Consider the following 21916-nt stretch of genomic DNA (forward strand, 5'->3'; position numbering starts at 1 on the left):
TCCCGCCAATAATAACGACAAGATCAGGCCATGAATGCGATAGCAAACCGGGAAGAAGCATACGATGTGGTGGTGGTCGGGACCGGGGCGGGCGCGATGCTGACGGCTGCCCGAGCCCATGATTTGGGGCTGTCGGTACTGGTGATCGAAAAAACCGACAAATACGGCGGCACGTCTGCAGTGTCGGGTGGGGGGATCTGGATTCCCAACAACGACCACATTGCAGCCAGCGGCGGTACCGACAGCGTAGAGGACGCAAAGGCGTATCTGGTTGCTGCGGCCAAGGGCGAAGTGGCCCCTGAGCGCATTCGCGCCTATGTCGAACAGGCGCCACTTATGTTGCGCTATGCCGAAGAAAAGACGCGCATGCGTTATCGCGCCGTGCCCAATTACGCCGATTATTATCAGGATTTGCCTGGTGCCAAACTTGGCTACCGGACTCTCGATCCTTTGGCATTCGATGGTCGCTCCCTCGGTTCGCTATTACCCCGGTTGCGTGAAACTTCTCCCACCATGCTGATATTCGGGCGAATGGGCATGACCACGTTCGAAGCCATGACCCTGTTAGCCCGTGTGCCCGGTTGGAAGAAGCTCGCGTTCAAGCTGGGTTGCAAGTACTGGCTGGACTTGCCTGGACGGCTTCGCAGTAAGCGCGATCGTCGGTTGACCATGGGCAACGCGCTGGTGGGCGCGCTTCTGCGCTCGTTGCTGGATCGCAAAATTTCGATTTGGTTGAACACACCGTTAAAAAGCCTGCGTGAAGAGGGCGGCCGTGTGGTTGGCGTACAGGTGACTCATCAGGGGCGGGAGTTGTTCATTCGTGCCCGCAAGGGCGTTGTGCTGGCTGCCGGTGGATTTGAGCGCAATCAGCAGATGCGTGAACAGTACTTGCCCAGGCCCACTCAAACCGATTGGACTGCAGCGCCGCCCTGCAATACCGGGGATGCGATTCTGGCCGGACAACAGCTGGGGGCTGCGGTGGATCTGATGCAGCATGCCTGGTGGACTCCTACCGTGCATGTACCGGGTGAGGAGAAACAGCGCGGCTTGTTTTCCGAGCGCGCCTTGCCAGGGTGCATCGTGGTCAATCAACTGGGCAAACGCTTTGCCAACGAAGCGCAGGACTACCTGGACTTCGTCCTGGCGATGTATGAAGACCACGCCAGGACAAAAGCCAATCTACCGGCCTGGATGATTTTCGACGCTAACTTCCGGCGCAAGTACAACGCAGGTCCGCTGGTGTCTGCTTCGGTCATGCCTGATGCGCTGCTGCCGCGTGATTGGCTGGGCAATGTGTTCTATCGCGGTCAAACCCTCGAATCCCTCGCCAGCGCCATTGGTGTCGATGCCGCAGGTCTGACGGACAGCGTGCAGCGGATCAATCACTACGCGGCCACGGGTATCGATACAGATTTTGCAAAGGGCGGTAACCAGTATGACTTGTTCTATGGCGACCCTACCGTCAAGCCCAATCCGTGTCTTGGACCAATCCTCAAACCACCGTTCTACGCACTGAAACTCGACGCGGGAGAGATCGGAACCAAGGGTGGCCTGGTGACCGATGAGTTCGCTCGGGTGTTGAACGAGTCCGGGCAGCCTATCGTTGGCCTCTATGCCACCGGCAATACTTCGGCCTCGGTAACCGGGCCTTCTTATCCGGGGGCGGGCGCCACGCTTGGACCCGCGTTGACATTCGGTTTCATCGCCGCCAACCATCTTGCAGGAGAGAAAAATGCTTGAAGGAAAAATCTGCTTAGTTACGGGTGCGAGTCGAGGCGTTGGCCGTGGCGTAGCACTCGCGCTCGGCGCCGCGGGCGCTACGGTCTACGTGACAGGACGCAGTGTGCGTGAAGGTGATGCGCCTTTACCCGGCACAGTTTATCGCACCGCTGAAGATATCGACCAGGCAGGCGGGCAGGGCATCGCCGTGGTCTGTGATCATGCCGACGACGCTCAGGTCCAGGCCTTGTTCGAGCGGGTTCAGCGTGAGCAGGGACGGCTCGATATTCTGGTCAACTGTGCCATCGCAATTCCTGCAGAGCTGACGGATATCGCGCCGTTCTGGAAGAAGCCGCTGGCAATGACCGAGTTATTCGGGGTCGGTATGCATTCGGTGTATGTCGCCTGCTATCACGCGGCGCCCTTGCTGCTCGAAACCCAGGGGTTGATTGTCAATATTTCTTCCGCTGGCGGACGTTGCTATATGCATGGCCCGGCTTATGGTGGTGCAAAAGCTGCGACCGACAAAATGTCCCATGACATGGCTCACGACTTTCGCACATTTGGAGTCAGTGTTGTGTCTCTGTGGCCGGGGCTGGTCAAAACCGAGCGGACCTTGGCTGTCTGTGCGGCGGAGCCGGAGAAGTACGGCGACTGGCTGGCCATGGGCGAAACGCCGGAGTTTCTTGGGCGGGTAGTGGCGGCGTTGTATCTAGACAGAGAGCGACAGACGCGTTCGGGAAAAGTCTTCTATGCCGCCGAATTGGCAGTGGTTTACGGCGTGCAGGATGATGGCGGCATACAGCCTCCATCCCATCGTGCGTTCCTCGGTGATCCTCCTGAGTTCTCTTCGGCAGTGGTGGAGTAGCACGCAATTTTTTTGATCATTGCTCCCCTTCACAAACTGATCATGGCGCCCCGTAAAAGGGGCGTTTTTTTTGCGGCAAAGATTTAAACCACTGGCGATAGTCCTATTGGACGATGAGTTCAGACGCATTGAATCCGAGAATCCAGACATCCCAGAACCAATTACAAAAAAGTAAGGGGCGCGCTATTGAAGACTCGCATGCAAGACAAGGTGGTGTTGATCACCGGCGCAGCCAGTGGTGTAGGCCAAGCGGCCGCGCAAGCACTGGTGGAGCAGGGAGCCCGCGTGGTCGTCGCCGATGTTGATGAGCACAATGGTCGTGAAACCGCTCAACGCTTGGGCGAGGCTGCACTGTTCGTACGCTTGAACATCGCTGATGAGTACGATTGGGAACAGGCTATGGCCGTGACTTATGCGCATTTCGGACGCCTGGACGCGGTCGTCAATAATGCCGGTATTTTGCCGATGGACGATATCGAGCAGACCAGTCTGCAAGAGTGGCGGCGAACACTTTCGATCAATGCCGATGGGACTTTCCTTGGCTGCAAATACGCCATTCAGGCGCTGCGTGAGAAGGGCGGCGCGATCGTCAACCTCGCTTCCACCGCCGCTGTCGCGGGTCACCCTGGTATGTGCGCTTACTCGGCTTCCAAGGGGGCCGTGGCTGCGCTGACGCGTAACGTGGCTGCGCATTGTCTCAATCATGGCTATCGAATCCGCTGCAATACGATCATTCCTGGGGGAATCCGCACGCCAATGACGGCTGCCATCTGGAGTGGGAATGATGACCTCAGTTTTACTGACAATCCCAAATCACCTTTCTGTGAGCCGCAGGATGTCGCCAATCTGATCGTGTTCCTGGTCTCGGATGAATCGCGATACATCAATGGTGCCGAAATGCGAGTCGATAATGCATTTCTTGTGGCGCTCGGTTGAGCAGGAGATTTTAAAACATGAGCGGCCCGGTTTATCACACCCTTCGTATCCGAACCGTCATTGAAGAAACGCTGGACGCCAAGTCTCTCGTGTTCGATGTTCCGCTGTCGTTGGCTGACACCTTTCGCTATCGGCCAGGGCAGTTCCTTACATTGCGTTTACCCGTTGGCGAGCGACACTTGCCCCGTTGTTACTCTCTGGCCAGTTCGCCCTTGGTCGACGGTGCGATGCGGGTCACCGTCAAGCGCGTTCGCGACGGGCGGGGCTCCAATTGGGTCTGCGATAACCTGAACGCCGGCGATGAGTTGCAGGTGCTGCCACCTGCTGGCGTATTCACCCCGAAATCCTTCGAGGGCGACTTCTTGCTCTTTGGTGGGGGGAGTGGCATCACCCCGGTGCTGTCGATCCTGCGCTCGGTATTGGTGGCGGGTACGGGACGGATCTGTTTGATCTATGCCAATCGCGATGAAGCCTCGATCATCTTCCGTGATGAGTTGAAAACCCTTGCTGCCGCCCACCCATCTCGCCTGCAAGTCTTGCATTGGCTGGACTCAGTTCAGGGTATTCCTTCGGTCGCCCAACTTGCGGAACTGGCCCGGCCGTGGCGCCAGGCCAATTGTTTTATCTGCGGTCCAGGGCCTTTCATGGATGCATCAGTCGAGGCGCTGCACGGTCTGGAGATTCCCCAGGCACGGATCCATGTTGAGCGCTTCGTGTCCTTGCCTGAAGAGGGGGCTGAGGTCGTGCCGATTCAAGGCGATGGCCCGGTCAAGGAAGTGCGTCTTGACGTCACGCTTGATGGTGAGCATCACCAATTGACCTGCACCAATCAAGAATCCCTGCTCGACGCCATGCTGCGCGCTGGTATCGATGCGCCTTATTCCTGTCGCGCCGGTGCCTGTGCCACCTGCATGTGCACGTTGGTGAGCGGAAAAGTGAATTTACGCGTGAATGATGTGTTGGACAAAAACGAGCTGGCTGAAGGCTGGACGTTGGCATGCCAGGCGGTCGCCGACAGCGATCACATCACTTTGCGCTTCCCGGATTGATCGTCCCGGGTCGTCTAAACATTGAGGTTTATTGAACATGGCGTCGAATACTCTGACAATCCCTCGCATGCTGGCGCACTCGGCGCAGCGCCACGGTGAACGTATCGCTATCGAGGAAAACGGTGTTGCGATCACGTATGCGCAGTTACATCGCAACGCCTTGAAAGTCGCCGCGGGACTTATCGCCCTGGGCGTCGAGCCCGGTGACCGAGTGGCCATCTGGGCACCCAACGGCAGCCAGTGGATCGTCGCGGCGCTGGGTATTCATTGCGCAGGTGGGGCGTTGGTGCCGGTCAACACCCGCATGAAAGGCAGTGAAGCCGGTTATGTGTTGGCATCCAGTGGTGCGCGCGTCTTGTTCAGTGCCGGGCAGTTTCTCGGCAGTCACTATCCTGAGTTGCTGGCTGAACATCGTCCCTCCTCATTGGCGCAGGTCGTCGTCCTCAATGACGCACGTCCCGCCGAACTGAGCTGGGAAAACTTTCTCGATAAGGCGCAGGAAATTGATGATTCCGTGGCTTTCCAGCGTGCGGCAGCGGTGACGCCGGACATGCTCAGCGATGTGATGTTCACCTCTGGCACTACGGGCAACCCCAAAGGCGTCATGACCGCACATGGGCAGAACCTGAAAGCTATCGACGGCTGGGCCCAGGCCATGGGCTTGTGCGCAGAAGATCGCTATTTGATCGTCAATCCGTTTTTTCATGCCATGGGTTACAAGGCGGGCTGGTTGGCAGCCTTGTTGCGCGGCGCGACAATCCTGCCGCAACAGGTTTTTGATACGTCGGCCGTATTGAAAGCCATCGAGCGTGACCGCATCAGCGTATTACCTGGACCGCCCACGGTATTCCATAGCTTGCTGGCCGACCCTGCGTTGGCGACGACTGATCTTTCAAGCTTGCGCGCAACCATCACCGGTTCGACCACCATCCCCCCCAGCCTGATTGAACGTATGCGTAGCGAGTTGGGTTTCAAGGTTGTGCTGACCGGTTACGGTCTGACGGAATCCTGCGGGTTTGCCACGTTGACCTCCCGAGATGATTCGCCACAGGTGGTCGCTCATAGTTGTGGCCGAGCGATGCCGGGCGTTGAGCTGAGGATTGTTGATGAGCACGACCGCGAGGTTGTGCCAGGAACGGCGGGTGAGGTGCTGATTCGTGGCTACAACGTCATGCAGGGGTATTTTTCCGATGATGCCGCCACGCGTGAGGTGGTCGACACCGAGGGTTGGCTGCACACCGGAGATATCGGTTTGCTTGATGAGGCGGGCTGTCTGCGCATCACGGATCGACTCAAGGACATGTACATAGTAGGTGGCTTCAACTGTTACCCGGCCGAGATCGAACGTTTGATCGCTGCTCACTCAGCCGTCGCTCAAGTGGCGATAGTCGGTGTCCTGGATGATCGTATGGGGGAGGTCGGGCGAGCCTTTGTGGTGTTACGTCCAGGTGCGATGATGAATGGCGAGGAGTTCATTGCCTGGTGCCGTACGAACATGTCGAACTATAAAGTGCCGCGCTACGTCGACTTCGTTGACAGCCTGCCCACTAACCCCAGTGGTAAAGTCCTCAAGCGTGAGCTGAGGTCGGTGGCGCTGGCGCAGGTTTCCTGAACGGGAAGCGAGCGTAGTGATTAAGTGAAAGGGAACCGATTGGTTCCCTTTTTTACGCTGTACCTGGCGAATCGAGCACACAATAGTCCTGTCTGTCAACATGCGCATCGAATCCTCTCCAGCAGGGTTCGAGGGGCCGTCGAACCGCCGATCTTCGCGGGCTTTTGATTATCGAATCGATAGTCTCAATGGACGATGTTTGATCCCGCTATCCGTCTGAGAATCCTCATCAGGTAATTGAAATTTCTGAGAGGCACTCATGATCGATATCAGAGGACTGGCCTACGTGGTCGCGGAGTCGACCGACATTGCCCGCTGGAAACGCTATGGCGAACAGGTAATGGGCTGCATGTCGACACCGACGATGGCAGGTGGCGTCTATCTCAAGCTCGACGAGCGTCCCTATCGCTATGTCATCACACCGGGTCAGCGTGATTGTTACTTCGCTTCCGGTTGGGAAGTTGCCGATCAACAGGCATTCGACAAGGCCGTTGTCGAACTGGAGGCTGCCGGTGTCAGCCCGCGCAAGGCAACCGCGGTTGAGCTGGTTTCACGCATGTTTCAAGACATGGTCTGGTTCCTCGACCCTTCTGGAAATCGCCATGAAGTGGTCTGGGGCATGAAGTCTGACTTCAAACTGTTCGACTCGCCGGTCGGTATCCCGAAATTTATTACAGGAGACATGGGGCTGGGGCACACCGTGCTGCCTGCCACCAATTTCGACGCCACCTGGGCTTTTTTCCGCGATGTGATGGGTTTCGGTTTGTCCGATATCTACAACCATCAGGCGGGTCCCGATGCGCCAGTCCAGCGTCTGCACTTTACCCATTGCAATAACGGTCGTCAGCACAGCTTGGCGTTGTTCGAAGCTGAGGCGCCGTCCGGCTGCATTCATGTCATGGCCGAAGTCGATTCGATGACCGAAGTCGGACGGGCCATGGATCGTTGCAAGGCACAGGGGTTCAAGCTTCTGGCGAGCCTGGGTCAGCACGTCAATGACGAAATGGTTTCCTTCTACATGGAAACCCCCGGAGGTTTCGCGTTGGAGTACGGCTATGGCGGATTGGTCGTCGACTGGAACCAGCACTCGGTCTTTGAGGCCACTGCGATCAGTTATTGGGGGCATGACTGGAGTCTCGGTCTCGCCACTGCACACCTGGATAAATGAGGCTCACGATGAATAAAGAACTCAGCGCGAAGGATGTCGTCGCTCGACTGCGTGATGGCATGACCATTGGCATCGGTGGCTGGGGACCTCGCCGCAAGCCGATGGCGATTGTTCGAGAACTGCTGCGCTCCGACCTCAAAGATCTGACGATCGTCAGCTACGGTGGGCCAGAGGTAGGAATGCTTTGTGCCGCGGGCAAGGTCAGAAAACTGATTTTCGGCTTCGTCACACTCGACGCCATTCCGCTGGAACCTTACTTCCGTAAAGCCCGTGAAGCCGGTGAGTTACAGGTCATGGAACTGGACGAAGGGATGTTTGAGTGGGGCTTGCGCGCTGCAGGTATGCGTATGTCTTTCCTGCCGACCCGCTGCGGATTGGGCACCGACGTGCTTGACCGCAATCCTGATCTGCGCACTGTGCGTTCGCCTTATGACGACGGCGAGGTCTATGTCGCCATGCCGGCGCTTAATCTCGACGTGGCGCTGATTCACGTCAATGAATCGGACCGTTTGGGTAACACCCTGGTCAAGGGGGCCGATCCGCTCTTTGATCACCTGTTCGCCCGTGCCGCCAAAGAGTGCTACGTCAGCACGGAAGTCCTGCATGACTGCTTTGGCCTTGGACCAGACATGGCTCGTCTGAATTTTTTCGAGCGTTATCTGGTCACTGGCGTGGTGCACGCACCCTATGGCGCGCACCCCACCTACAGTGGCCCCGACTACGGCTGGGATCTGGAGCACTTGAAGCGTTATTGCGCCAGTGCCACCCAGGAAAATGGCTGGCAAGGCTACGTCGATGAATTCATTGCCTGTAGTGAAGCCGAGTACCTGAGCAAGGTCGGAGGCGCCGAGCGCGTCAGCAAATTGCCTTTGCCGATTTTCTAGCTTTCGCAGCCTAAAGATAAGGATAACCATCATGACTCAAGCGTCTACCGCCGCCGCTGGCTACAGCCTTGCTGAGCTGTTGATTGTCGCCGCCAGCGAAGCCTGGCGTGGCAATGGTGAAATTCTAGCTTCCGGTATCGGCGTAGTGCCGCGCCTGGGGGCAAGCCTGGCAAAGCTGACTCATTCGCCGGAGCTGTTGATGACCGACAGCGAATGCTTTCTGGTCGAGGAGCCAATCCCCCTTGGCCCACGTGGCGAGTACCAGCCCAAGTATTCAGGCTACATGTCATTCGACCGAGTGTTCGAATGTGTTTGGGGCGGTCGTCGGCACGCGATGATCGGTCCGACACAGATTGATCGCTACGGTCAGACAAACTTGTCATTGATAGGTGATTACGCCAAGCCGAAAACCGCCGTTCTGGGTGTTCGCGGACTGCCAGGTAACAGCATCAATCACGCCAACTCGTTGTTCGTGCCTAACCACGGTGTGAGGGTATTCGTCAGTGGCGAGGTCGATATGGTCTCCGGTGCCGGATACAACCCAGAACGTTGGCCAGAAGGCGCACGCAATGATTTTGTCGATCTGCGATTGATCATCACCGATCTGTGCGTCATGGATTTCCGCGGACCGGATCATGGGGTTCGAGTGGTTTCCCTGCATCCGGGTGTGAGTTTTGAGCAGGTCCAGAGTGCCACCGGTTTTAGCTTGCTGAAGACTGACAATCTGCTGACGACGCCGGCACCGACCGAAGAGCAGCTGGAAATCATTCGCCGCCTCGATCCGCACAACTTGCGAGCAAGTGTGATCAAAAACAATCCGCCTGGCGTACGCACCGCCTGAAGCCGCTGCAAGAACGGGGAGCACCGTATGGCTGAACAACAAGAAGCAGGCGTCGACAGCGCGCAAGAGGTGGTCCTGTACACCGTGCAGGATGGCATCGCGACAGTGACGATGAACCGCCCCGAGTTCAACAATGCGCAGAACTCGAAGATGACCTATGCACTGGACGCTGCCTTTCGCCGCGCGGTGGATGATGACGAGGTCAAGGTCATCATCCTGCGTGGCAGTGGCAAACACTTTTCTGCCGGCCACGACATCGGCACGCCAGGACGAGACATCAATCAGAGTTTTGATCGCGCATCGCTGTGGTACGACCATGTGAACAAGCCAGGTGGCGAGTTTCTTTATGTGCGTGAGCAAGAGGTGTATCTGGGCATGTGCCGACGCTGGCGCGATCTGCCCAAACCGACCATTGCCATGGTCCAGGGGGCCTGTGTAGCCGGTGGTCTGATGCTGGCTTGGGTTTGCGACATGATCATTGCCAGTGACGATGCATTCTTTTCCGATCCAGTTGTGCGCATGGGGATTCCGGGTGTCGAGTACTTTGCCCATGCTTTTGAATTGAACCCACGTATCGCCAAGGAGTTTCTGTTTCTCGGAGAGCGCATGAGCGCCGAGCGGGCCTACCAGATGGGCATGGTCAACCGCATCGCCAGTCGGGAGAACCTTGAGGAAGAGACTTACGGCATCGCCCAACGGATCGGCAAGATGCCTCGCATGGGGCTGGCCTTGACCAAACAGGCGATCAATCACATCGAAGACCTGCAGGGCAAGCGGGCCGGCATGGATGCTGCGTTTGCCTGGCACCATTTTGCCCATGCCCACAATGAGCTGATTTCCGGCGATAAATTGGGCGGTTACGACGCCAAAGCCATGGCTGATTCGCAGCGTACTCCAGGTGAAGTCCGTTCCGGCGAGGCGCAAAACAAATGACTTTGAGCCTGCATACACCGATCTGTGACTTGCTGGGTTGCCGCTATCCGGTGATTCAAACCGCGATGGGCTGGGTGGCGGACGCGCGGCTGGTGGCGGCAGTCGGCAATGCAGGCGGTTTTGGCTTTCTGGCAGCCGCGACCCTGCCAGCGGACCGTTTGGAGGCGGAGATTCGTCAGGTGCTGGCGCTTACTGATCAGCCGTTCGGAATCAATTTTCACATGTTCCAGGCGAATGCCGAGCAAGTGCTGGCCTTGATCGTCAAATACCGTTTACGCGCAGCAAGTTATGGGCGAGGTGCGGATCGTCAGAGCATTGATCGTTTGAAGCAGGCAGGGGTGATTTGCATACCTACCGTGGGTGCCGTAAGGCATGCGCGTAAAGCCGTGGAGTTTGGTGCTGACGCCCTGGTCATCCAGGGGGCCGAAGGCGGTGGGCATACCGGTGTCGTGCCTACCAGCATGCTCCTGCCGATGGTACTCGATGCGGTGAATGTGCCGGTTCTGGCGGCCGGCGGACTGCACGATGGTAGGGGGCTGGCAGCGGCCTTGGCGTGTGGCGCTCAGGGGATAGCAATGGGCACACGCTTTTTGCTGACTGAGGAATCACCCGTGCCGGCCACCACGTTGGAACGCTATTTGAGTGTTAGAGATCCAGCCAGTATTCGCGTTTCCCTGGCGGTAGACGGCTTGCCGCAACGGATGATTGACAACCCCACACTGCAGCGGCTGGAGCGGGCGGGTTTGATATGTCAGGCCTCGCAGGCCTTGCGCAGTGCCTGGTATTACAAACAACAGGCAGGTCTGAACTTTTTCCAATTGTTGCGCGTCGCGCTGAGTACCTGGCGGGCTGACAGCGAGCTCTCGCTGAGTATGGCCGCCCGCGCCGCCAACGCCCCACAACTGATTCGCCTGGCATTGAGTGACGGACGTCCCGACGACGGCGTGCTACCCAGTGGCCAGGTGGCTGCCAACATTGATCGACTACAGAGCTGTGCACAGGTTATGGAAACAATCGTTGTCCAGGCCCGTCAACGGCTACTCGCTCTTCAGACCTGGATGGCAACGACTCCGGAGGTAAAGATATGACTCAAGGATTTCATAGCTCGATAGAAGACGGTGTCGCGGAGTTGGTCATCGATCATCCCCCGGTCAACGCCCTCGACAGCGCGGGCTGGTTCGCCCTGGCTTTGGCGATTGATGCTCTAGGTGCGCGAAGCGACGTTCATGTGATTGTGATTCGAGCTGAAGGTCGAGGTTTCTGCGCAGGTGTCGACATCAAAGAGCTGGCGACCTATCCGGAGCGCATTGTTGCAGTCAACGCAGGTAACTACGAAACCTTCAGGTCGGTGCACCGCAGTCCGGTGCCCGTGATTGCAGCGGTGCATGGCTTCGTTTTGGGTGGAGGCATCGGCATCGCCGGTGCGGCAGACATCGTTATCGGTGCCGAGTGCGCAACGTTCGGTGTACCGGAAGTTGATCGTGGCGCGATGGGGGGCGGGGCGCATTTGCAGCGTCTATTCCCGGTACAGAAAGTGCGCCACATGTACTTCACCGGAGAAAAAATCACTGCCGCCGAGGCCTATCGCCTTGGTGCGCTGGAGCAGGTTGTACCGCGCGCGCAGCTACGGGAAACCGCGCTGGCCGTCGCGCGCAAGATCGCTTCCAAAAGCCCGGCAATGATTCGCCTGGCCAAAGAGGCATTGAATGGTGTCGAAGACGGAAACCTGGAGGACAAGTATCGCTGGGAGCAGGGTTTTACGCTTCAGGCCTATCTGAATGCCGACTCCGCCGAAACCCGCCAGGCCTTCGTCGAGAAGCGCCAGGCAAGCTTTATTCCACACAGCGCGGATTGACCAGGAGAGCCTTTGATGAAACTCGAATATACCGACCAGCAACAGGCGTTCCGCCAGGAAGTCCGCAATTGGCTGGCAGTGCATGTACCCAAGCGACCTTTGGACAGTTTCGACTCGGCGGAGGGCTTCGAACAGCACCGCGAATGGGAGCGAACGCTGGCAACCGGCAACTGGAGCATGGTGACCTGGCCCAAGGAGTTGGGTGGTCGCGCTTGCGATCTGATTGAGTGGCTGATCTTCGAAGAAGAATACTGGCGCGCCGGTGCGCCAATGCGGGTTAACCAGAACGGAATTTTCCTGCTCGGCCCAACGTTGATGGATTTTGGCACACCCGAACAGAAGCAGCGTTTCCTGCCCATGATGGCCAGCGGTGAAAGCATATGGGCTCAAGGCTGGTCGGAACCAAATGCTGGCTCGGACATGGCGGCCATTCGTGCCAAAGCGACCCGTGATGGTGATCACTATGTGCTTAACGGTCAGAAAACCTGGTCGACCCGAGCGGTCTGGGCTGACTGGTTGTTCGGGATGTTCCGTAGCGACCCGAACTCGCAGCGTCATCATGGCTTGAGTTTTCTTCTGGTGCCGTTGGATTCGCCAGGCATCACGGTTCGTCCGATCCGTCAGCTCAACGGTCTGCCCGGTTTTGCCGAAGTGTTCTTCGATGATGTACGGGTTCCGGTTGAAAACCGGTTGAGTGAGGAAGGTGCGGGTTGGCAGGTGGCGATGTCCACGGCCGGTTTCGAGCGCGGTTTGATGCTGCGCTCACCCGCGCGGTTCCAGGCGACTGCTAAAGCGCTGGTGCAACTGTATCTGGCGAACCGGGCTTCGGCCGATCAGGATCCATCGGTCCGTGAGGCGGTAGTCAGTGCCTGGATGCAAGCAGAGGCCTACGCGCTCGCGACCTATCGCACCGCCAGCAGCCTGATTGCCGGCGGGCATATCGGCGCTGAGTCCAGCACCAACAAAATCTTTTGGTCCGAGCTTGATCAACGTATGCACGAGACGGCCATGCAAATACTCGGTGCGCGCGCAGAGCTGTTGCCGCACTCACCTGCGGCCCAAGACGTTGGCACTTGGCTGGAGGGGTTCATGTTCGCCCAGGCCGGGCCTATCTACGCTGGCACCAACGAGATCCAGCGCAACATTATTGCCGAGCGCATGCTCGGCATGCCTCGCTGAGGAGACGTCCATGGACTTTAAATTTACAGCGGATCAGATTCTGTTTCGCGACACCATGCGGCGATTCTTTCTGGTCGAAGCCGCCCCTGAAATGCTTCGCGAGCTCTGGGAAACTGAAGCCGGTCGTTCTCCGCAGTTGCGCCGCAAGATTGCCGAACAGGGCTTGACTGCTCTGTCGGTCGGTGAAGCCTACGGTGGCCTGGGGTGTGGCGATGTTGACTGGGCGTTGATGATGCCCGAGCTGGGCTACTTCGCGATCCCCGACTCACTGGCGGGTACCGCCTACCTGGCGGCAGCCATGCTCAGTGCGTTGCCGGATGAGTCGCTGATCAAGCAGGAATGGTTGCCGCGTGTTGCTGATGGCAGCGCGAGGATTGCCGTGGGCCACCCGATCAACCCGTTGGTGGCTGACGCGCACCTTTGTGACTTGTTGCTGTTGGCGCATGAAGGTGAGGTCCATGCGTTGCATCGTGACGAGGTGCAACTGGAGCGCAATTTTAGCGTCGATTTATCACGACGTCTGTCCCAAGTGAGCTGGACTCCGAGCGACAGCAGCCGTATTGCCGATGCCCAGAGCGGACAACTGATCTGGACCGACACCCTTGAGCGTGGTGCCTTGGCCACCAGTGGGCAGCTATTGGGCCTGGCCAAACGCATGCTTGACCTCTCCATCGACTACACCGCCGAACGCAAGCAATTCGGTAAGCCGATTGGCAGTTTTCAGGCGGTCAAGCACCACTTGGCAAACGTTGCTGTGCTGATCGAGTTCGCCAAGCCCGTGTTCTATCGGGCGGCTTATGCAGTCGAGCATCAACTCCCAAACCGTGAAATCTATGTATCCCACGCCAAGTTGGCGGCGGGCGAGGCCGCTTTGCTCGCCGCGAAAATGGGGATTCAGGTTCATGGGGCCATGGGTTACACCTGGGAAGTTGACCTGCAAATTTTCATGAAGCGCGCTTGGGCCCTGGTGGGCACCTGGGGCGATCGTGGCTTCCACAAAGCCCGGGTTGCCGAGTTCGTACTCGGTAACGTCGACCAGCTCGGTCCGGGCAATACCTTTAACCTGAATGAATGAGGTCCAGCATGGCGCAAGCCTATATCGTCGATGCACTGCGTTCGCCGACCGGTAAACGTCGCGGCTCGTTGTCCGAGGTTCATCCTGCTGACCTGGGTGCACACGTTTTAAAAACCTTGGTCGAACGCAACAATATTCCTGCTGAAGACTACGAAGATGTGATCTTCGGTTGCGTGGATGCGGTCGGCCCCAATGCCGGAGTTATCAGCCGCACGTCCTGGTTGGCGGCCGGTTTGCCTGACCATGTGCCGGGCACGGTGATCGACCGCGCCTGCGGCTCCTCGCAGCAGGCCCTGCACTTCGCCGCGCAAGCAGTGATGAGCGGCACCCAGGATGTGATTGCCGTGGGCGGCGTGCAGAACATGAGCATGGTTCCGATTGCCTATGCCATGACCGCCGCGAACCCCTTGGGTTTTACCGACCCGTTCTCGGGCAGCAAGGGCTGGAAAGCGCGTTACGGCGATCAGCCAGTCAATCAGTTTTATGCGGCGCAGATTATCGCCGAGAAATGGAAACTAACCCGCGAAGACATGGAGCGATTCTCTCTGGAGAGCCATGAGCGGGCGTTAAGGGCTATCAAGGAAGGGCGCTTCGAGCGCGAGATCGTCGGCCTCAACGGCTTTTCCATCGACGAGACACCGCGTGTCAGTAGTCTGGAAAAAATGGCCACGCTGGAGCCAGTCGATCCGGCTTACCCGATGATCACTGCCGCGGTGTCCAGTCAGACCTGTGATGCGGCCGCCGCTCTGCTGGTGGTTTCCGAGGCTGCGCTCAAACGTTACAACCTGACGCCCCGTGCACGTATCGAGCACATCAGCGTGCGTGCCGATGATCCGATCTGGCACCTGACTGCGCCGATTCCAGCCACCGCTGCCGCTTTGAAAAAGGCTGGCCTGCGCTTGGAAGACATCGATCTGGTAGAGATCAATGAAGCCTTCGCTTCCGTGGTCCAGGCCTGGCTCAAAGAGACCGGCTATCCCCATGAACGAACCAACGTCAATGGTGGGGCTATAGGTCTGGGTCATCCGCTGGGCGCCAGTGGCGCACGCTTGATGACAACCTTGCTGCATGAGCTGGAACGTACCGGTGGCCGTTATGGTTTGCAGACAATGTGCGAGGGTGGCGGCCAAGCCAACGTCACCATCATCGAACGACTTGGGTGAGGGATTTGAAAATGGGTATTTGTGCTAACAGAACAGTGATTATCACCGGCGGCGGTGGCGGTCTTGGGCGTGCTTATGCGTTGGCCTTCGCCGCCGAAGGCGCGAATGTGGTGGTCAACGACATTCGTCGTGAGGCTGCCGAGGCGGTGGTCGCCGATATCGTCGCCGCCGGTGGGCAGGCACTGGCCAACGATGACGACATCACCCGTCTCGACCACGCTCAAGCGATCGTCGAGAAGGCCGTGGCACATTTTGGTGAAGTGCATGTACTGGTCAACAACGCCGGCAACCTGCGCGACCGGATGTTTGTCAGCCTGAGCGAAGATGACTGGGACGAGGTCATGCGCGTCCACCTCAAAGGTCACTTTTGCTTAGCCAATACATTGGCCAAACGCTGGCGCGACAAGGCCAAGGCGGGCGAACCCGTCGATGCACGGATTATCAACACCAGCTCCGGTGCCGGGCTGCAAGGTTCGGTCGGACAATCCAATTACGCCACCGCTAAAGCCGGCATTTGTGCACTGACACTGGTGCAGTCGGCAGAGTTGATCCGCTATGGCATCACCTCTAATGCCCTGGCGCCGGCAGCGCGTACCAGCATGACCGAGTCGGCAATGCCCGACGTGGTGAAAAAACCCAGTGACGACAGCTTTGATTTTTGGGACCCCGCCAACGTCGCGCCGCTGGTGGTCTGGCTAGGCAGTGAACAGTCTCGACACATCAACGGGCGGGTCTTCGAGGCTTCCGGTGGCAAGCTGTCGCTGGCCGATGGCTGGCGCCTTGGCCCACAGCGCGATAAAGCGGCGCGTTGGCTGCCGGCTGAAATTGCAGAGGTCGTCGATGCACTGGTTGCTGAAGCGGTACCCCCACAAAAGGTGTATGGGGCATGAGTGCCGGTATGGATTTTTCCCTCAACGACGATCAGAAGATGATCGCTGAAGCCGCCGAAAGCTTCATGGCCGAGGCCTGTCCATCGTCGTCAGTGCGTGAGGCCATGGAAAGCCCGACTGGCTACGACGCCGCGCTGTGGAAGCAGATTGCTGAGGACATGGGCTGGTGCGCCACGCATATTCCTGAAAGCCAGGGCGGACTGAGTTTATCGTGGGTCGAGCTGACCTTGATTTTCGAACAGATGGGACGACGTCTGCTACCATCGCCGTTTTTCGCCACAGTGGGCCTGACTGCGACGACATTGCTCGAAGCGGTGGACGAATCCACACGTGCTCCTTATCTGGAGAAAATTGCCGTCGGGCAGTTGCGGGCGACCGTGGCGTTGGCAGGCAAAGGCTTATCCTGGTGCGCCGAGTCGCCTGGTGCCACGGCTCAGGCCTGCGCTGAGGGCTATCGTCTGCAAGGACGATTCCGACACGTCCCTGATGGCGCCAGCGCCGAGCTTTTTTTGTTGCCTGCGCGGCTGGAAAACGGTGAGTTGGCGTTGTTCGCGGTTGCTGCCGACCTCCAGGGGATCGAGCGGCAGGAACACGTCGGTGTCGATCTGACGCGACGCGTGGCTGAGGTCATTTTGACCGACGTTACGGTTGGAAAAGCCTGCAAACTGGCCGCAGGTCCACAACTTGATGACCGCTTGCAACGTGTGCAGGCCCTGGCGACGCTGGCGCTCGCCGCAGAGCAGTTGGGCGGTGCGCAACAGTGCCTGGATCTGACACTGGCCTATGCCGCTGAACGGGTGCAGTTTGGTCGTCCGATCAATGCATTTCAGGCGGTCAAACACCGCTGTGCGGAAATGATGGTGAAGATCGAGGCGACACGTTCTGCCGTCGGTGGTGCTGCTCGTGTTGCAGCTACTGTACCGGGAACCGCCGAGTTGCTGCGAGAGGCAGCCTGCGTCAAGACCTTCGCCAGTGAGACCTTCTATTTCTGCGCTCAAGAAGCGATTCAGTTGCACGGCGGCGTGGGGTTCACCTGGGAATACGATCCGCAGCTGTATTTCAAGCGTGCCCAGGCCAGTGCTCATTGGTTTGGCGATGTCGACGCGTCCCGCGAAGCCATTGCCAGCTGGCTGATCACGGGTGGCGAAGCCAAGCGGGAAAAGACTGAGGAGGCGGATGAAGCGCTAGCTTTTCGCGCAGAGGTTTCGCAGTGGATGGGGGAGCATTTAACGGGTCGCTTTGCCTGTCTGAAGCATCGCGGTGGCGCCGGAGACGAGGACGCCTATCCAGAGCTGCGCAAGGAGTGGGAGCAGGAACTCGCCAAAGGTGGTTGGACCTGTGTCGGCTGGCCCGAGGAATACGGGGGCCGAGGCTTCAGTGTGGCGCAGCAGATTATTTTTCACGAGGAATACGCTCGCGCAGGTGGTCCGGGAAATATCGGTCATTTGGGTGAAACGTTGCTCGGTCCCACCGTGATTGCCTTTGGCAGCGAAGCACAGAAACAGCAGTTTTTACCCGGGATCGTTGCGGGTACCGAGTATTGGTGCCAGGGGTATTCCGAACCCAGTGCGGGCTCGGACCTAGCCAATGTACAGACCCGGGCACGCCTTGACCCGATGACCGGTGAATGGGTGCTGCACGGTCAGAAAGTCTGGACTTCTCTGGCACACGAATCGCAATGGATTTTCGTAGTGGCCCGTTGTGAACCCGAGTCTCGTGGGCATCACGGGCTGATCTTCCTGCTGGTCAAGCTGGATCAGCCGGGTGTCGACGTTCGTGGGATCAAACAGATCACCGGCACCTGTGAGTTCAACGAAGTGTTCTTCGATGGGGCGCGCTGTCCCGCACAGAATGTCATCGGTCAGCCTGGTGAAGGCTGGAAGATCGCCATGGCCTTGCTTGGCTTTGAGCGCGGGCTGTCCTGGATTGGCATGCAGATGCATTTTGCGCATCAGCTCGAGCTGGTGTGTAAAGCAGCCAGGGATACCGGCAGTGTCGACAACCCATTGATTCGTGCGCGTATCGGCCAAGCCTGGATGGGCCTCAAGGTGATGCATTACAACACCTTGCGCACACTCAGCGGCGGGGACGATGGAAGTCTTTCCCGAGAGGGTTACATCATCAAGCACTACTGGTCCAACTGGCACCGCGATCTGGGCAAGTTGGCCATGGATGCATTAGGTATTGAAGGCGATATCTATGTCGATGACTTCTCTCGAACCCGACTGCAACAAGTGTTCCTGTTCAGTCGCTCGGACACCATCGTCGCGGGTACCAACGAGATTCAGCTCAATATTATTGCCGAACGTGCCTTGGGTATGCCCAAAGAAGCACGACCGACGCGCTAGATCAACAGGAGTCTCGCATGATTAATGTTCCTGCCTATGTTCCCGGCCATGATCTGCTCAAGGGCAAGTCAGCGCTGGTCACCGCCGCCGCTGGCGGTGGTATTGGCTATTCCACTGCGCAACGATTTGCCGAGGAGGGTGTGCGCGCGTTGATGCTTTCTGACGTGCACCCGCGTCGCCTTGAAGAGGCGGTAGCCCGTTTGCGTGAGGAAACCGGACTCGACGCGATTTACGGCCAGGTCTGTGACGTGACACAAGAAGATCAAGTTCAGGCTTTGGTTGCCGAGGCTGAGGCGCGTCTGGGCGGCACCGATATCCTGTTCAACAACGCAGGTCTGGGTGGGCAAAAGCGCATCATTGAAATGAGCGATGAGGAATGGCTGCGGGTAATCGATGTATCGCTCAACGGTACATTCCGCATGACCCGCGCAATGCTTAAGGTCATGCAACCGCGCGGCCATGGCGCAATCATCAATAACGCCTCGGTGCTGGGCTGGCGCGCACAGAAAGAGCAGGCACACTATGCGGCGGCCAAGGCCGGGGTCATGGCCCTGACGCGCTGCAGTGCGTTGGAAGCGGCCGAATACGGTATCCGCATCAATGCAATATCTCCGAGCATTGCCATGCATGCGTTCCTGAAAAAGACAGCAGATGAAAACCTGCTTTCAGCTTTATCCGCTAACGAAGCCTTTGGACGCCCTGCGGAAGTCTGGGAGATGGCCAATATTGCAGTCTTCCTGGCCAGTGAATATGCGTCCTATCTCGTGGGAGAAGTCATTTCTGCCAGTAGTCAACGGGCCTGAGGGGCGGCGCATGGTAAACATCTACAACAATGCCGAAGAAGTGCTCGCAGCCGTAGGCACTTCTCTTGGTGTGACCGAGTGGCTGAGTATCGATCAGTCTCGGGTAACGGGGTTCGCCGAGGCGACCAATGATCATCAATGGATTCATGTCGATGGCGAGCGGGCCAAGGAGGGACCGTTTGGCACAACCATAGCGCATGGGTATTTGACGTTGGCCCTGGCCGGCAGCTACTTCCTCTCGCAACTTATCGATGTGCGAATGCGCATGGGCGTCAATTACGGTACCGACCGTGTCCGCTTTCCTGCACCAGTGCCCGTCGGGGCGTCGATTCGGGGGAGAGGAGAGATCATCAAGGCTGAGGTTGTGGATGGAGGAGTGCAGGCAACTGTGCGGGTCACGGTGGAGATTCAAGGGGCTGAGCGACCGGCCTGCATCGTCGACACAATCAGTCGTTATTACTTCGATTGATTCAACGGAGTCATCCAATGCTTAACATCGTACGTATGAAGTCAATTTTTCAGCATTATGTTGACGGCTTTGAGCGTGCTGATGCTCAGGCGGTCATCGCACTCTTCGCTGAAGACGCAAGTATCGAAGATCCAGTTGGATCGAAAACTCATGTTGGCAGAGCAGCTATCGTCGATTTCTACAACAAAGCCATTGCAGCAGAAACAATTGTGAAGGTTCGAGGACCGATCCGAGGCGCTCCTCATGGTAACGCGTTAGCCGTTGTCCTGGAGACGTTGGAACCCACGGCAAAAGGTCTTGAGGTCTACTCGAGAATTGACGTGTTTAGGTTCGATGATTCGGAAAAAATAATTTCACGACAATCTTTTTACGGGCCTGATGATTTGTTACTGGTCACGCCTGGTTAGTTCTATCGATAACTGCATTGCCCCCTCATTCGGAGGCGTACTTTTCTATGAGGTTTGAACACCGTGGATGCAACTGACTACTTTGAAATCCAGAACCTGATTTATGAATATGCGGCGCGTCTGGATCAAGGTGATCTTGATGGTGTTGGCAGGCTGTTCGCACACGCGGATGTTCATATTCCAGGGCGCAGTGCTCCGGTGAGCAACGACCCTAAGCTGTTGTCCGAACTGTTCAGGGACTTTGTTCGCCTGTATGACGGTAAACCGCGTACCCGGCATATGATGAGCAATGTGCAGATCCGCCCCAATGGTACGAATCGGGCCAAGGCCAATGTCTATGTGGTGGTGTTTCAACAGACCGCTGAACTGCCGCTGCAGCCGATCATTGGCGGTGACTATGTCGATCGGTTCGAGAAGGTCGATAACGTCTGGCGGTTTTCCGAACGGATCATTGCCAATGATTTATACGGGGACCTGAGTGCCCATGGAAAGTACACCTATGCTCCAGGCGGAGCATAAAGTCATAAACGACTACTCCGGATGGACGATGCCGCGGGGGTCTCTGCACGGCACATTCCAGTAAGCCTATGATGCAGTGATCCGTGACTGCTCGGCCATGCTTAATCAGGAGGAGTCATGAATCAGCAGTCAACAATAATCAACAATGAATCTGCTACGCGAAGTGCCCATCGGCAGCCGCCGTTAGGCCTGCACTCCACCGACTCAGGACGACATCGGGTTTGGGGCGGTTTGGCCATGGCTCTTCTGGTTGCTATCGGCACGGTTGTTTCCTTTTTGCCTCGGCCGAGCCCACACTTCCCTGCTACCGCAGTCCAGCCGCAGCGCATGCTGATCAATAGTGCCACTCAAGTTGATGCGCAAATTGTTGCAGCCGGGGAGTTGGGACATCTTTTCTTCAGTGCGGACGCAGGCAAGAGCTGGCAGGACGCTAAAGTCGAGCCGCAACGTGGCTCGACCCTGACAAGGGTTTTCTTCCCCAGCCCGACACTCGGTTTTGCGGTCGGTCACGACAACTGGATTTTACGTACTGAGGACGGTGGCAAGACCTGGCAGGAGGCCGGCTTCATGGGTGAAAACTCAGAAGTATTGCTTGATGTCTGGGGTCAGGCGCAGGGGCCGTTTTTTGTTGTAGGTAGTTTTGGCAGTTTTCTCACCTCGACAGATAAGGGGAAATCCTGGACGCCACGTGATACGGGGCTGGGTGACCGACATTTGTATGCACTGTCCGGAGCCGGCGAGACTCATCTCATGCTGGTGGGGGAGAGTGGATTGGTAGCGAGGTCTTCTGATCAAGGTACGACTTGGACTCGCTTGCCGGAGTTCTACAAAGGTTCGTTTTTCGGTCTGGTCGCGCTTTCCCCTGATACCTGGCTGGTGTACGGCATGCGTGGCAAGGTCTACCGCACTCAGGATTTCGGTGTGACCTGGAAGGAGATTGACTCGGGCACTACCGCTGCGCTTTACGGTGGGACCGAGAGCCGGGAAGGCAACGTTGTTCTGGTGGGTGAGGGCGGTGTGGTCACCGTCTCGGAAGATCACGGCCAGACATTTAAGCGCACGCACGCCGGAGGAGGCCAAAGTCTCTCGAGTGTCAGTGAGGCTACTGACGCAAGACTGATATTTGTCGGCCCGGCGGGTATCACGCAGCAGGCACAACAGCCTGTGCAACGCAAAGCCGTCGAATGAGGACCGCGTC

The 21916-nt window shown here is 57.7% G+C and carries 21 protein-coding genes and 1 pseudogene; all 22 read left to right on the top strand.

Annotated features, from left to right (window positions below):
- Window positions 1–30: 30 nt before the first annotated feature.
- Window positions 31–1740, top strand: coding sequence for an FAD-dependent oxidoreductase (locus tag QF010_RS06755; RefSeq protein WP_429532673.1), 1710 nt, complete (start codon window positions 31–33; stop codon window positions 1738–1740).
- A complete protein-coding gene (locus QF010_RS06760; RefSeq protein WP_429532674.1) occupies window positions 1733–2587 on the top strand; it encodes an SDR family NAD(P)-dependent oxidoreductase in 855 nt (284 codons plus the stop codon). The genes QF010_RS06755 and QF010_RS06760 overlap by 8 nt, the downstream gene beginning before the upstream one ends.
- Before the next feature lie 198 nt (window positions 2588–2785).
- Window positions 2786–3523, top strand: a complete 738-nt coding sequence (locus tag QF010_RS06765; protein ID WP_429532675.1) for a glucose 1-dehydrogenase — start codon at window positions 2786–2788, stop codon at window positions 3521–3523.
- Between the two features lie 17 nt (window positions 3524–3540).
- A complete protein-coding gene (locus tag QF010_RS06770) occupies window positions 3541–4572 on the top strand; it encodes a 2Fe-2S iron-sulfur cluster-binding protein (RefSeq protein ID WP_429532676.1) in 1032 nt (343 codons plus the stop codon).
- A gap of 37 nt (window positions 4573–4609) precedes the next feature.
- A complete protein-coding gene (locus QF010_RS06775) occupies window positions 4610–6184 on the top strand; it encodes a FadD3 family acyl-CoA ligase (RefSeq protein ID WP_429532677.1) in 1575 nt (524 codons plus the stop codon).
- A gap of 259 nt (window positions 6185–6443) precedes the next feature.
- Complete coding sequence (locus tag QF010_RS06780; protein ID WP_429532678.1) at window positions 6444–7352, top strand: VOC family protein; 909 nt, start codon at window positions 6444–6446, stop codon at window positions 7350–7352.
- A gap of 8 nt (window positions 7353–7360) precedes the next feature.
- Window positions 7361–8236 (top strand): CoA transferase subunit A, encoded by an 876-nt coding sequence (locus QF010_RS06785; RefSeq protein WP_429532679.1) that lies wholly within the window; start codon window positions 7361–7363, stop codon window positions 8234–8236.
- A gap of 31 nt (window positions 8237–8267) precedes the next feature.
- Window positions 8268–9077 carry a CoA-transferase subunit beta gene (locus QF010_RS06790; protein ID WP_429532680.1) on the top strand — a complete coding sequence of 270 codons (810 nt, stop codon included), beginning with the start codon at window positions 8268–8270 and terminating at the stop codon, window positions 9075–9077.
- A gap of 27 nt (window positions 9078–9104) precedes the next feature.
- A complete protein-coding gene (locus QF010_RS06795; protein ID WP_429532681.1) occupies window positions 9105–10010 on the top strand; it encodes an enoyl-CoA hydratase in 906 nt (301 codons plus the stop codon).
- The gene (locus QF010_RS06800) at window positions 10007–11098 is read left to right on the top strand and encodes an NAD(P)H-dependent flavin oxidoreductase (protein ID WP_429532682.1); all 1092 of its coding nucleotides are present in this window, start codon (window positions 10007–10009) and stop codon (window positions 11096–11098) included. The genes QF010_RS06795 and QF010_RS06800 overlap by 4 nt, the downstream gene beginning before the upstream one ends.
- The gene (locus tag QF010_RS06805) at window positions 11095–11865 is read left to right on the top strand and encodes an enoyl-CoA hydratase family protein (protein WP_429532683.1); all 771 of its coding nucleotides are present in this window, start codon (window positions 11095–11097) and stop codon (window positions 11863–11865) included. Before QF010_RS06800 ends, QF010_RS06805 begins: the two co-directional genes overlap by 4 nt.
- A gap of 15 nt (window positions 11866–11880) precedes the next feature.
- A complete protein-coding gene (locus QF010_RS06810; protein ID WP_218473675.1) occupies window positions 11881–13044 on the top strand; it encodes an acyl-CoA dehydrogenase in 1164 nt (387 codons plus the stop codon).
- 10 nt (window positions 13045–13054) lie between these two features.
- Complete coding sequence (locus QF010_RS06815; RefSeq protein ID WP_429532684.1) at window positions 13055–14119, top strand: acyl-CoA dehydrogenase family protein; 1065 nt, start codon at window positions 13055–13057, stop codon at window positions 14117–14119.
- Between the two features lie 8 nt (window positions 14120–14127).
- The gene (locus QF010_RS06820) at window positions 14128–15282 is read left to right on the top strand and encodes an acetyl-CoA C-acetyltransferase (RefSeq protein WP_429532685.1); all 1155 of its coding nucleotides are present in this window, start codon (window positions 14128–14130) and stop codon (window positions 15280–15282) included.
- An 11-nt stretch (window positions 15283–15293) separates the two neighbouring features.
- On the top strand, window positions 15294–16172 hold the full coding sequence (locus QF010_RS06825; RefSeq protein ID WP_429532686.1) for an SDR family oxidoreductase: 879 nt from the start codon (window positions 15294–15296) through the stop codon (window positions 16170–16172).
- A 38-nt stretch (window positions 16173–16210) separates the two neighbouring features.
- Window positions 16211–17293 (top strand): annotated as a pseudogene (locus tag QF010_RS06830) (acyl-CoA dehydrogenase family protein); the annotation flags it as partial.
- Window positions 17294–17305: 12 nt separating this feature from the next.
- Complete coding sequence (locus QF010_RS06835) at window positions 17306–18520, top strand: acyl-CoA dehydrogenase family protein (protein ID WP_429532874.1); 1215 nt, start codon at window positions 17306–17308, stop codon at window positions 18518–18520.
- 17 nt (window positions 18521–18537) lie between these two features.
- Window positions 18538–19323 carry an SDR family oxidoreductase gene (locus QF010_RS06840; RefSeq protein WP_414907073.1) on the top strand — a complete coding sequence of 262 codons (786 nt, stop codon included), beginning with the start codon at window positions 18538–18540 and terminating at the stop codon, window positions 19321–19323.
- Between the two features lie 10 nt (window positions 19324–19333).
- A complete protein-coding gene (locus tag QF010_RS06845) occupies window positions 19334–19792 on the top strand; it encodes a MaoC family dehydratase (RefSeq protein ID WP_429532687.1) in 459 nt (152 codons plus the stop codon).
- Window positions 19793–19809: 17 nt separating this feature from the next.
- A complete protein-coding gene (locus QF010_RS06850; RefSeq protein WP_429532688.1) occupies window positions 19810–20199 on the top strand; it encodes a nuclear transport factor 2 family protein in 390 nt (129 codons plus the stop codon).
- Window positions 20200–20262: 63 nt separating this feature from the next.
- Complete coding sequence (locus QF010_RS06855) at window positions 20263–20718, top strand: nuclear transport factor 2 family protein (RefSeq protein WP_218473654.1); 456 nt, start codon at window positions 20263–20265, stop codon at window positions 20716–20718.
- 117 nt (window positions 20719–20835) lie between these two features.
- On the top strand, window positions 20836–21906 hold the full coding sequence (locus tag QF010_RS06860) for a WD40/YVTN/BNR-like repeat-containing protein (RefSeq protein ID WP_429532689.1): 1071 nt from the start codon (window positions 20836–20838) through the stop codon (window positions 21904–21906).
- The last annotated feature ends 10 nt before the right edge of the window (window positions 21907–21916 follow it).

Origin of the sequence: Pseudomonas silensiensis, assembly GCF_050434865.1 — a bacterium.
GTDB classification, from domain to species: domain Bacteria; phylum Pseudomonadota; class Gammaproteobacteria; order Pseudomonadales; family Pseudomonadaceae; genus Aquipseudomonas; species Aquipseudomonas fluorescens_W.

Bases quoted from the DNA above. Each gene is read 5' to 3' on its own strand.
- QF010_RS06755 (WP_429532673.1), top strand. From the start codon at position 31: ATGAATGCGATAGCAAACCGGGAAGAAGCATACGATGTGGTGGTGGTC.
- QF010_RS06760 (WP_429532674.1), top strand. From the start codon at position 1,733: ATGCTTGAAGGAAAAATCTGCTTAGTTACGGGTGCGAGTCGAGGCGTT.
- QF010_RS06765 (WP_429532675.1), top strand. From the start codon at position 2,786: ATGCAAGACAAGGTGGTGTTGATCACCGGCGCAGCCAGTGGTGTAGGC.
- QF010_RS06770 (WP_429532676.1), top strand. From the start codon at position 3,541: ATGAGCGGCCCGGTTTATCACACCCTTCGTATCCGAACCGTCATTGAA.
- QF010_RS06775 (WP_429532677.1), top strand. From the start codon at position 4,610: ATGGCGTCGAATACTCTGACAATCCCTCGCATGCTGGCGCACTCGGCG.
- QF010_RS06780 (WP_429532678.1), top strand. From the start codon at position 6,444: ATGATCGATATCAGAGGACTGGCCTACGTGGTCGCGGAGTCGACCGAC.
- QF010_RS06785 (WP_429532679.1), top strand. From the start codon at position 7,361: ATGAATAAAGAACTCAGCGCGAAGGATGTCGTCGCTCGACTGCGTGAT.
- QF010_RS06790 (WP_429532680.1), top strand. From the start codon at position 8,268: ATGACTCAAGCGTCTACCGCCGCCGCTGGCTACAGCCTTGCTGAGCTG.
- QF010_RS06795 (WP_429532681.1), top strand. From the start codon at position 9,105: ATGGCTGAACAACAAGAAGCAGGCGTCGACAGCGCGCAAGAGGTGGTC.
- QF010_RS06800 (WP_429532682.1), top strand. From the start codon at position 10,007: ATGACTTTGAGCCTGCATACACCGATCTGTGACTTGCTGGGTTGCCGC.
- QF010_RS06805 (WP_429532683.1), top strand. From the start codon at position 11,095: ATGACTCAAGGATTTCATAGCTCGATAGAAGACGGTGTCGCGGAGTTG.
- QF010_RS06810 (WP_218473675.1), top strand. From the start codon at position 11,881: ATGAAACTCGAATATACCGACCAGCAACAGGCGTTCCGCCAGGAAGTC.
- QF010_RS06815 (WP_429532684.1), top strand. From the start codon at position 13,055: ATGGACTTTAAATTTACAGCGGATCAGATTCTGTTTCGCGACACCATG.
- QF010_RS06820 (WP_429532685.1), top strand. From the start codon at position 14,128: ATGGCGCAAGCCTATATCGTCGATGCACTGCGTTCGCCGACCGGTAAA.
- QF010_RS06825 (WP_429532686.1), top strand. From the start codon at position 15,294: ATGGGTATTTGTGCTAACAGAACAGTGATTATCACCGGCGGCGGTGGC.
- QF010_RS06840 (WP_414907073.1), top strand. From the start codon at position 18,538: ATGATTAATGTTCCTGCCTATGTTCCCGGCCATGATCTGCTCAAGGGC.
- QF010_RS06845 (WP_429532687.1), top strand. From the start codon at position 19,334: ATGGTAAACATCTACAACAATGCCGAAGAAGTGCTCGCAGCCGTAGGC.
- QF010_RS06850 (WP_429532688.1), top strand. From the start codon at position 19,810: ATGCTTAACATCGTACGTATGAAGTCAATTTTTCAGCATTATGTTGAC.
- QF010_RS06860 (WP_429532689.1), top strand. From the start codon at position 20,836: ATGAATCAGCAGTCAACAATAATCAACAATGAATCTGCTACGCGAAGT.